The organism is Streptomyces phyllanthi (genome assembly GCF_009377205.1).
Classification (GTDB): domain Bacteria; phylum Actinomycetota; class Actinomycetes; order Streptomycetales; family Streptomycetaceae; genus Streptomyces; species Streptomyces phyllanthi.
In genome coordinates, this window is the sequence record NZ_VJZE01000332.1 from 1 (window position 1) to 10,406 (window position 10,406).

At 71.8% G+C, this 10,406-nt stretch carries 9 protein-coding genes; 2 read left to right on the forward strand and 7 right to left on the reverse strand.

The genetic code is table 11. The annotated features are described in order from the left end of the window. A partial coding sequence (locus FNH04_RS46800; RefSeq protein ID WP_194236892.1) for an FHA domain-containing protein occupies nucleotides 1–1,360 on the forward strand: 1,360 nt, incomplete at its 5' end. A gap of 27 nt (nucleotides 1,361–1,387) precedes the next feature. Here the strand turns inward: FNH04_RS46800 and FNH04_RS32815 are convergent. Continuing rightward, entirely contained in the window at nucleotides 1,388–2,371 is a 984-nt protein-coding gene (locus FNH04_RS32815) for a methyltransferase domain-containing protein (protein WP_152789499.1), read from the reverse strand. A gap of 232 nt (nucleotides 2,372–2,603) precedes the next feature. Here FNH04_RS32815 and FNH04_RS32820 point away from each other — a divergent pair, with 232 nt between their 5' ends. Further along, entirely contained in the window at nucleotides 2,604–3,008 is a 405-nt protein-coding gene (locus FNH04_RS32820) for a globin (protein WP_322724510.1), read from the forward strand. A 67-nt stretch (nucleotides 3,009–3,075) separates the two neighbouring features. Here the strand turns inward: FNH04_RS32820 and FNH04_RS32825 are convergent, their stop codons facing one another. From FNH04_RS32825 to FNH04_RS32850, 6 genes are all read right to left on the reverse strand, one after another. Then, nucleotides 3,076–3,780 (reverse strand): hypothetical protein, encoded by a 705-nt coding sequence (locus FNH04_RS32825; RefSeq protein ID WP_152789500.1) that lies wholly within the window; start codon nucleotides 3,778–3,780, stop codon nucleotides 3,076–3,078. Further along, on the reverse strand, nucleotides 3,777–4,211 hold the full coding sequence (locus FNH04_RS32830; RefSeq protein ID WP_152789501.1) for an acyl-CoA thioesterase: 435 nt from the start codon (nucleotides 4,209–4,211) through the stop codon (nucleotides 3,777–3,779). The genes FNH04_RS32825 and FNH04_RS32830 overlap by 4 nt, the downstream gene beginning before the upstream one ends. 2 nt (nucleotides 4,212–4,213) lie before the next feature. Further along, nucleotides 4,214–5,878 carry an energy-dependent translational throttle protein EttA gene (gene ettA, locus FNH04_RS32835; RefSeq protein ID WP_152789502.1) on the reverse strand — a complete coding sequence of 555 codons (1,665 nt, stop codon included), beginning with the start codon at nucleotides 5,876–5,878 and terminating at the stop codon, nucleotides 4,214–4,216. A gap of 264 nt (nucleotides 5,879–6,142) precedes the next feature. Continuing rightward, the gene (locus FNH04_RS32840; protein ID WP_152789503.1) at nucleotides 6,143–7,615 is read right to left on the reverse strand and encodes a TQXA domain-containing protein; all 1,473 of its coding nucleotides are present in this window, start codon (nucleotides 7,613–7,615) and stop codon (nucleotides 6,143–6,145) included. Nucleotides 7,616–7,824: 209 nt separating this feature from the next. Continuing rightward, the gene (locus tag FNH04_RS32845; RefSeq protein WP_152789504.1) at nucleotides 7,825–8,304 is read right to left on the reverse strand and encodes a single-stranded DNA-binding protein; all 480 of its coding nucleotides are present in this window, start codon (nucleotides 8,302–8,304) and stop codon (nucleotides 7,825–7,827) included. Nucleotides 8,305–8,608: 304 nt separating this feature from the next. Then, nucleotides 8,609–10,406: YfjP family GTPase (locus tag FNH04_RS32850; RefSeq protein WP_152789505.1), on the reverse strand; the 1,798-nt coding region annotated here is incomplete at its 5' end.

The window sequence follows — 10,406 nt, forward strand, 5'->3', positions numbered from 1 at the left end:
CCCCGGCTCCCCTCCCCCGCCTTCGGGCGCGGGCGGTCACCCCGGAGGGCGCCCGCACCCGTCCGCCTCACCCGACTACGAGCCGGAGCTCTGCCCGCAGTGCCGTACGCCCCGTGAGGGCGGCGCACCGTTCTGCGAGGAGTGCCGGTGGAACTTCCTGACGAACACGGCCACGACGTACACCCCGGCCGCGCCCCGACCGTCTGCGGGCAGCCCTGGTGGCCCCGGAGGGCACGGTGGTCCCGGGCACGGTGGTCCCGGAGGGCACGGTGGCCCCGGAGGCCCTGGTGGGCCCAATCCGGCGCTGCGGTTCCAGCAGCCGCCGGGGCCGGGGCCGTCGTTCGGCGCCGGTGACTCGTACGACTACCAGAGCTCGCGGCCCTCGCAGGTGAACAGGCCCGCGGAGCCGATCCCGCCGGGACCGCCGTTCGGCAACGAGCCGTCGGGGCCGGGCGGCCCCTCGGGCCCCTCGGGCTTCGGTGACCCGTCGCGTCCGGTTCCGCCCCCGCCCGGCCCCACGCCCGGTGGACCGGGTGGGCCTGGCGGGCCCGGCGGCCCCGGGGGTCCTGCTGGACCTGGCGGTCCCGGGGGCTACGGCGCACCCGGGGGCTTCGGTGGTCCGGGTGCAGGCGGTGGCCCGGGTGCCGGTGGTGCGCCCCAGGCCTTCCAGCAGCCGGGCCCGCCCGCTCCGCCCACCTTCCCGCGTGAGACGGGCCAGCCGGGTCCGGGTGGCCCAGGTGGTGCGGGTGGCCCCGGCGGCGGCCCTCAGGGCGGCCCGCCCTTCGGGGGCGGGAACGACGACTGGGTGATCTCTCCACCGTCGTCCGGCCCCGGTGCGCCTTCCGGCCCGGGTGGCCCCGGTGGGCCCGGCGGCCCCGGTATGCAGGGCGGATACGGCTATCCGCAGCCCGGCGTCACCCAGGCCCCGCCCGGCCCCGGCTACCCGCAGCAGCCGATGACCTGGACAGCCACGATCGGCCCGGACCGCGACTACTTCATGTCGATGATGCAGCGCTCGGGACCGGAGGCCGCGGGTCTGAACCTGCCCGCGTACTCCCCGGAGCAGCAGCGCGCCCTCACCGGCAACCAGATCACCATCGGCCGCCGCCGTCACTCCACCGGTGACACCCCCGACATCGACCTGTCGGTGCCGCCGGAGGACCCGGGCGTCTCGCACCAGCACGCGATCCTGGTCCAGCAGCCGGACGGCAGCTGGGCGGTCGTCGACCAGAACTCCACGAACGGCACCACGGTCAACGGCTCCGAGGAGCCCATCCAGCCGTTCGTCCCGGTCCCCCTGCAGGACGGGGACCGGGTGCACGTGGGGGCGTGGACGACGATCACGATCCGCCGGGGCTGAGCACCCGGCCGCGCCCGGGGGGTCGGCTCACGGGAGGGGCCACGCGTACGGCCCCTCCGGGTCGTCCAGCCACGCCCACTCGCGGTCGGCGCCGACCGTGATCCCATAGCGGTCGCGCGCCGGATGGCCCTCGCGCTCCCACAGGGCGAGGGCCTCGTGCGGGTCGAGGCTGCCGGCGGTCAGGCCCATCAGGAACTGGAAGAGCTCATGCTCCCTGGCCCGGCGCGGCAGCCCGCCCAGATGGAGATGGAGCCGCTCCGCCCCTCCCCCGTCACCGCGCAACGGCACGAAGTACGCGGGCGTGTGCAGGAAGCGCCCCTCGGCGTATCCGGCGTCCCGGACCCGCAGTCCGACGAGCCCCGTGGCCAGCGGCGTCAGGATACGGGCGCCGGGCGCGCACTGCTCCAGCCAGGCGCGCGGGATCGACGACAGCGTGCAGGTCGCGATGATCCGGTCGTACGGGGCACGTTCGGGTACCCCGCGCGCCCCGTCGCCCGTGACGACGGTCGGGTGGTACCCGGCGGCGGCCAGATGCCTGCGCGCCCCCTCGGTGATGTCGGGATCCAGATCGACGGTGGTGACCAGGTCGTCCCCGAGCCGGTGCGCGAGCAGGGCCGCGTTGTACCCCGTCCCCGCGCCGATCTCGAGGACGCGGTTGCCGTCCTCCACTTCCAGCTCGGCCAGCATCTTCGCCATCAGGGAGGGCTGGCTGCTGGAGGAGATCAGCTCACCGTCGCGGACGCGGGTGGCGAGCGGGGCGTCCGCGTACGCGCCGCGCAGCCAGCGCTCACGCCGCCTCGGGTCACGCTCCTCGCCCCACAGGCGCTCATAACCACCTGTGCCCGCCACGAAGTAGTACGGCACGAAGGTGTGCCGCGGAACCGCCTCGAACGCCTTCCGCCAGGCCGGGTCGGCGTCCCAGGCCCCACTGGCCCCGATCTCGCGCACCAAGGCCGCCCTGACCTCCACGGCCAGGTCTTCCAGGTGCTGTTCGAGCGCATGCGTGCCCATATATCCACTGTGCGACCCGATCCACCCCCAAGGCGAGCGCCACGACGCCCCGACCCGGAATCGACGCGATCCAGCTCCCGGCCGCACCGCCCTGCCGACCACGAGACCGCACCACCGCCGGGGAAGCCGACCCACCGAGCCAGCCCACCGAGCCGGCCCATCGAGCCGGCCCATCGAGCCCGCTGGTCCTAGGCCTTGAGTCCTCCGCCACCCGGTCTGAGACCATGGGAGCGTGAATGAGATTCGGCGCGGCACGCTTCAGGAGCAGACCTTCTACGAGCAGGTCGGTGGCGAGGAGACCTTCCGGCGGCTCGTGCGCCGCTTCTACGAGGGCGTCGCCGAGGACCCACTGCTGAGGCCCATGTACCCGGAGGAGGACCTGGGCCCGGCCGAGGAGCGCCTCACGCTGTTCCTCATCCAGTACTGGGGCGGCCCGACCACGTACAGCGAGAACCGGGGCCACCCCCGTCTCCGTATGCGCCACGCCCCGTTCCCCGTCGACCGGGCCGCGCACGATGCCTGGCTGAAGCACATGAGGGTCGCCGTCGACGAGCTCGGCCTCTCCGAGGAGCACGAGCACACGTTGTGGAACTACCTGACGTACGCCGCCGCTTCGATGGTGAACACCGCCGGCTGAGGCAGACGCCGGGCGGGACCCGGGCGGGACACAGGGTGCCCGTCGCGGCGCCCCGTACGTCCCGTGATCAGCGCACGGTGACGCCCAGCGCCCCGAGTCCCGCCCGGCGCACGGCTATCGATCCGTACGGCGTGCGCAGCCTGAGCCACGGTCCGGACGCGAGCAGCTTCAGCGGCTCCTCACCGGTCGTGTCGGCCGCCTCGTCGGCTGTCTGCGCGGGGCGCAGGAAGCCGAGCGCCTGTGCCGCGTGCGCGGCCCGTACCGGAAGGCCGGTGTCGCCGATCGGTCGGGACCAGATCTCCCGCCCGATCCGGTCGAGTTCGGCCCGCGTCCGCCGCTCGGGCACCAACTCCCGGGTGCGTGCCCGGAATTCGGCCACCGCGGTGGCGACCATCGACCGCACCGCGTCCGGCGCGGGCAGCCCGGGCTCGGGGGTCCAGCCACCGCGTGGGGGAAGCACCCCGGCCCACGGAGGCCCGGTCACCGCGGTGGGCAGAACCACCGTGACCGCCGACTCGTCGATGGTCTCCAGAAGCTCACCCGCGGACACCGTCACGTCGAGCGTGACATCGAGCCCGCTCTCGTACGGCTTGGCCAGACGCACCGCCCGGATCGCCAGGACCTCGAACGACGGCGGCCGCCCGAACACCGCGAGTGTCGTCCCGGTGCCCTTCAGACGCACCGCGGCCGCCCGGTCGTAGTGGATCAGCCGGCCGAGGAAGGCGGCGAGGTCCGCCGCCTCCCCCGCGTCGGCGAGGTGGAGCATCGTCATGCCGCGACAGCCTCGTCGGCGGCAGAGTCCTCGGCGGCGTCGACGTCGTCCCTGTACCCCTCCAGGAACTCCCGCTCCTCGGCGGTGAGCCGACGCGGCCGCTGCGCCTGGAAGTCGAACGGCACTATCACCGTCGAGGCCCGGACGTAGACCTGGTCCGGGTCCTTGACCTCGTAGGTGATCGTGAAGGACGCCGCCCTGATCTCCGTGACCCACAGCTCGATGTCCACCGGTGTGTGCCGGTGGACCAGCTGGCGCTTGTAGTCGATCTCATGGCGCGCCACCACGGACCCCTGCTTGAAGTCCTTCTCCGGGCGGAACAGGAAGTTGATACGGGCTTCCTCCAGGTAGCGGAGGAAGACGACGTTGTTGACGTGGCCGTACGCGTCCATGTCCGCCCAGCGCAGCGGGCAGCGGTAGATGTGCCGCAAGATCAGCCCCGGGTCAGCTTCTTGTAGGTGGCCCGGTGCGGACGGGCGGCGTCCGGACCGAGTCGCTGGATCTTGTTCTTCTCGTACGACTCGAAGTTGCCCTCGAACCAGAACCACTTGGAGTCGCCCTCGTAGGCGAGGATGTGCGTCGCCACGCGGTCCAGGAACCAGCGGTCGTGGGAGACGACCACGGCGCAGCCGGGGAACTCCAGCAGCGCGTTCTCCAGCGAGGACAGGGTCTCCACGTCGAGGTCGTTGGTCGGCTCGTCGAGGAGCAGCAGGTTGCCGCCCTGCTTCAGGGTGAGCGCCAGGTTCAGGCGGTTGCGCTCACCACCGGAGAGGATGCCGGCCGGCTTCTGCTGGTCCGGGCCCTTGAAGCCGAACGCGGACACGTACGCGCGCGAGGGCATCTCGACCTGGCCGACGTTGATGTAGTCCAGCTCGTCGGAGACGACGGCCCACAGCGTCTTCTTGGGGTCGATGTTCTCGCGGCTCTGGTCGACGTAGGAGATCTTGACGGTGTCGCCGACCTTGATCGAGCCGGAGTCCGGCTCCTCCAGGCCCTGGATCATCTTGAAGAGGGTGGTCTTGCCGGCGCCGTTCGGGCCGATGACGCCCACGATGCCGTTGCGCGGCAGCGTGAAGGACAGGTCGTCGATCAGGACCTTCTCACCGAAGGCCTTGTTGAGGTTGTTGACCTCGACGACCACGCTGCCCAGACGCGGGCCCGGCGGGATCTGGATCTCCTCGAAGTCCAGCTTCCGCATCTTCTCGGCCTCGGCGGCCATCTCCTCGTAGCGGGCCAGACGCGCCTTGGACTTGGCCTGCCGCCCCTTGGCGTTGGAGCGGACCCACTCCAGCTCCTCCTTGAGGCGCTTGGCGCGCTTGGCGTCCTTCTGGCCCTCGACCTTGAGACGGGTCTGCTTGGTCTCCAGGTACGTGGAGTAGTTGCCCTCGTACGGGTAGGCGCGGCCGCGGTCGAGCTCCAGGATCCACTCGGCCACGTTGTCCAGGAAGTACCGGTCGTGGGTGATGGCCACGACGGTGCCCGCGTACTTGGCCAGGTGCTGCTCCAGCCAGTTCACGGACTCGGCGTCGAGGTGGTTGGTGGGCTCGTCGAGAAGCAGCAGGTCGGGGGCCTCGAGGAGGAGCTTGCAGAGCGCGACCCGGCGCTTCTCACCACCGGAGAGGGTAGTGACGGGCCAGTCGCCGGGCGGGCAGCCGAGGGCGTCCATGGCCTGCTCCAGCTGGGAGTCCAGGTCCCACGCGTTGGCGTGGTCGAGGTCCTCCTGGAGCTTGCCCATCTCCTCCATCAGCGCGTCGGTGTACTCGACCGCCATCTGCTCGGCGATCTCGTTGAACCGGTCGAGCTTGCCCTTGATCTCGGCGACACCCTCCTGCACGTTCTCCAGGACGTTCTTCTCCTCGTTCAGCGGGGGCTCCTGCAGCAGGATGCCGACGCTGTAGCCGGGCGAGAGGAACGCGTCACCGTTCGACGGCTGCTCGAGACCGGCCATGATCTTGAGGACGGTCGACTTACCGGCACCGTTCGGACCGACCACACCGATCTTCGCGCCGGGGAGGAAGTTCAGCGTCACGTCGTCAAGGATCACCTTGTCGCCGTGCGCCTTGCGCGTCTTGCGCATGGTGTAAATGAACTCAGCCAAGAGAAACCGTCCGGCAACTTGAAATCTGGCAGTGGGCAGTACCATCCATCTTGCCGCACGGCCAGCCCCCGACGGAAACCGGATGGCAGGGGCCCCGAAGGCGACCACTCCGGATCCGGGAACGCGGCCTCCGGCAGCCCTGGAGGCGCACCGGGGCCACGCCCATGCCACCCGCCTCGGTCACCACGCGGTCACTCACTGTTAAGTTGCCAAGGATCAGCCCAGCCCGCTCACCGCTCGCCCCTTGCTCCTGCGGGAGCGTCGTCACTCCTGCGGGGGCGTCTTCTTCCTGCGGACGAGAAGCATCGCACCGCCACCGACCACCACCAGGGCGATGGCGATGCCCGCGATCAGCGGGGTGGCGTCGGAGCTGCCCGTCGCGGCGAGGTCGGTGCCTCCCGTGGACGTGCCCCCCGCCGTCATCGGACTCGGCTCGCTGAGCGTCTGGACCGAGTCGCCGCTCTCACCGGCCGCGGTCTCGGTCGCACAGTCGAGCACGCCCTTGATCCGCTTCTCGAAGCCGTTCGGCCCCTTGACGGTGAAGTCGTACGCCTGGTCCTCCTGCAGCGGGATCGTCAGCGTCTCGGTGGTACCGGCGGCGATCGTGTGCTTGATGCCCATGAGCTCGAAGGTGAAGGGCTCGTCCCCCTCGTTGGCCGCCGTGATGTCCACGCCACCCTCGGCGCAGTTTCTCTGGGCGGACACCGCCGGTATCGCGCCCTTCCCGGCCCAGTTCGCGGTGGCCACTGCGGAGACCGTCGACTCGCTGGAGCCCGCCAGGATCTGCGTCTGGCTGCGGGTCTCGGAGGCGAAGGCGCGGCCCACCGGCACGGTGGTCGAGGCCTGCAAGGTCAGTTCCGCCGAGCCGGCCACGGCGTCGTCGGGCACGTCGAAGTACAGCCGGCTGCCGTTGACCGCGGAGGTCACCGCCCTGCCGTCCTCGTCGACGACCTTCACCCCGTCCGCGGCGGCGGCCGCGGCCTGCGTGACCGACACGGAGTCGGCGTTGGTGCGCACCGTGACCGGGCCGAGCCTCTCCCCGGCGGGACCGGACACGGCCGGGGGATCGAGGGTCAGCGAGGCCGCGGGCTCCGCCAGGTTCCGCGCGCTCCTCTGGAGATAGTCCGCGAGCTTCTCCGCCTGCGGGTCGAGGGCCTCGACGTCGGCGCCGTCCGAGAAGCGCCAGATGGCCACCTGGGTCCCGGCCGCGGCGTCCTGCTCGCTGAGGCCCGCCGCCCCGGCCTTCTCCGCGAGCGCCGCGAGATCGTTGACCTGCGGGTAGGAGTTCTGCAGGATCCAGCGGATCCTGCCCGCGTCCTTGTTGCCGCTCAGCGACGTGCCGCTCCACGGGGTCTCGTGGTATCTGGCGTCCCGCTGCGTCGGGTTGTGGAGGTCGACACAGTAGGTCTGGAGCATGCCGCCGTCCTCGACGGACATCTCGAACAGGCCGGCGGAGACCTGCTGTTCCTCACCGTTCTCACGGACGATCGCGGTTCCGTACGTCTTCAGGCCGTCCATCGTCGCCGTCGCACCGCCGGGGCCCTGAGGAGCCTCCTCGGCGACGGCCGTGCCCGCGGTGGTGAACACACCCGCGACAACGAGCCCGGGCACCAGAGCCGCGGTGGCGAGACGGGCGGCGACCCGCCGGCGAACGGACACCGCAGAGAACGCAGCAAACACAGAATTCCCCTTCGAGCAGGACCCGTTGACGTGGGGGGCGGGTCCCACCACCAGCATCGTCAGCCCCGTGAGCTATGCCCGGCATCCTAAGGACGCGGTGCGCCCGCCCTCCCCCGCTCATCTCGTCGGAAGCCGATCCGAATCGGAATCGTTATCGCTCACACAGGCGTTGAACTGCGCTTATTCACAACTTCCTTCGGGAGCGTCCGCAACGCATTCGACGATAAGCCGCAGTCCGGTCAGGTCGGTCGATTTCCGGTCTGATCTCATGTCACTCCGGCTGGCTCCGGCCGCGGTTGCGTGGCTGTGCCCGGCCGACTCGCAACCGGCGTCTCCCAGTTGGGTTCGGGCTGGGACGAGACCGCGTCGGCCCCCGCCGTCTCCGCCCTGGCGTTACGCCGGAACGCCGACGTTCCACGCGCGAGGTCATGGCCGATCGCCACCGCGTCGATGTCCGCCCAGGTACGGCTCTCGCCCTGCTCCGTCCGTTCGGTACGCACCCTCAGCCGCCCCTGGACGACCACCGGATCGCCCACCGACACCGACGAGGCCACGTTCGCGGCGAGGGTCCGCCTGGCCCACACCGTGAAGAAGTTGGTGTGTCCGTCCGTCCACTCGTTCTTCTCCCGGTCCAGATACCTCGACGTCACCGCCAGCCGGAACCGGGCCGAGGTGCCCATGGCCGTCTCCTTGCACACCGGCTGGGTGGCCACGTTCCCCACCACGCACAGCGTCGTCTCGTTCATTCGCGAACCCCTCCTTCGCCCCGGCACCCGTGCCGGGCGGATACGCGTACGGGCCCGTCCCGTACGGCGGCGTCTGCCGCGGTGACCGCGTCCGCTGCGGTCGCCGCGAGATCAGACTGCCTCCTCCGGTCCGAGCCCACTGAGCGCTGTGCACAACCCCCGGTCTGTGGAAAACCCCGCCACCCGAACGGGTGAACCCCCCTGGCGCCGCGCCGAGCCCACCACTGGCTCGCCCCTGCCCCGCGCCGAGCCCACCACTGGCCCGGCCCAGGCTCACCCCTGGCTCACCCCTGGTTCGTCTGGTTCATCGCCCGGCCACGGTCGCCCCCAGCACCCGTCCGTACTGCTCGCGCACCTCCCGGTACCTCAGCAGTTCCGCCGTCACCGGATCCAGCACCCGTGCCCGCCCGCACGCGGCCGCCGCCTCCCGCAGCCGGCGCTCCGCCTCCAGCCCGTACCGTCGGGCCGGGCCACGCGCCACCAGTCTGCTGCCCCACTCGACGACCGGACCGCCGACGATGCCCAACGCCATCAGCAGCACCGGCACACCGATGTTGGGCGAGGCGATCCCGATGATCTGTCCCACCAGCCAGAGACCGCCGACGACCTGAAGGACCGTCATGGACGCCTGGGCGAGCACGGCGACCGGCCACCAGCCCGGTCGCGGCGGCCGCACCTGGGGCCCCGCGGCCCGCGCCGCCAGCTCGTCCAGCGCCTCGGGCAGCCCCTGCGCGCCGCGCGCGGCGGCCTCGCGCACAGCCTGGGCCCAGGGTGCGGGCAGCCCCGAGGCAGCCCTCTCCGACACCGTGCGCACGGCCTGTTCGACGCGCTGGCGCGCGGTGGCCTCCTCCTCCACGGGCGCGCGGAGGGGAAGACGTCCGGTGGTGAACTCCCTGTGGTCCTGGACCCATCGCCACAGCCGCAGCCAGGGTGTCCCACACGCGCGGTTCGCGTTGCGCAGCCACGCGCGCTCGGCGGCCTCGCCCGCCGCGGTCGCTCCCACGGCGTCCGCGAGCCGGTCGGCGAACTCGTCGCGGGCCTCCTCGCTGAGCCCGGTGCGCCGTCCGGTCGCGTACACGGGTTGCAGACGCCACGCTGCCGCGTCCACGTCGGCGGAGATACGGCGCGCCGCGGCGCCCCGCTCAGCCACGAACCGGCCCAGTGCCTCGCGGAGTTCGCCCACGCCCTCTCCCGTGAGCGCGGACAGCGCGAGCACGGTCGCACCCGTTTCGCCGTACTCCCCGAGCGCGATCCCGTCCTCGTCCAGCAGCCTCCGCAGATCGTCGAGGACCTGATGGGCGGCCTCCCCGGGCAGCCGGTCCACCTGGTTGAGGACGATGAACATGACCTCCGAGTGCCCCGCCATGGGGCGCAGATAGCGCTCGTGGAGGACGGCGTCGGCGTACTTCTCCGGATCGACGACCCAGATGACCGCGTCCACGAGCGCCAGGATGCGGTCCACCTGCTCGCGGTGCTGCACGGCCGCTGAGTCGTGATCGGGGAGGTCGACCAGGACGAGCCCGCGCAGCAGCGACTCGCCGTCCGGGCCCAGCAAGGGGCGCCGCCGCAGCCGTCCCGGGATGCCGAGCCGGTCGATGAGCGTGGCCGCGCCGTCGCTCCAGCTGCACGCGATGGGCGCGGCGGTCGTGGGCCGCCGGACGCCGGTCTCCGAGATGGCCACCCCGGCGAGGGCGTTGAACAGCGTGGACTTGCCGCTGCCGGTTGCTCCCGCGATGGCGACGACGGTGTGCTGTCCGGAGAGTTTGCGTCGCGCCGCCGCCTCGTCCAGAACACAGCCCGCCTCGGCGAGCGTCCTGCTGTCGAGCCGCGTCCGGGAGAGTCCCACCAGCTCGCGCAGCGCGTCGAGCCGTGACCGGAGCAGCCCGTCGTACGCGAGAGGGGCCGCCGTCTGCGTACTGGGCATCCTGGTCTCCATGACCGCGGCCTGCTCGGCGGCGCTCGTCTCGGACACGCGCCGGGCGATCAGCCCGTCGTCCCAGTCGTCGCTCGCGTGCTCCGCGCGCGGGTCCGTGTCTGGGCCCGGGTCCGGGTCCGGGGAAGCCGGGCCGCGGGCGGCCGCGGGGGTGGGGCGGGTGTCACCG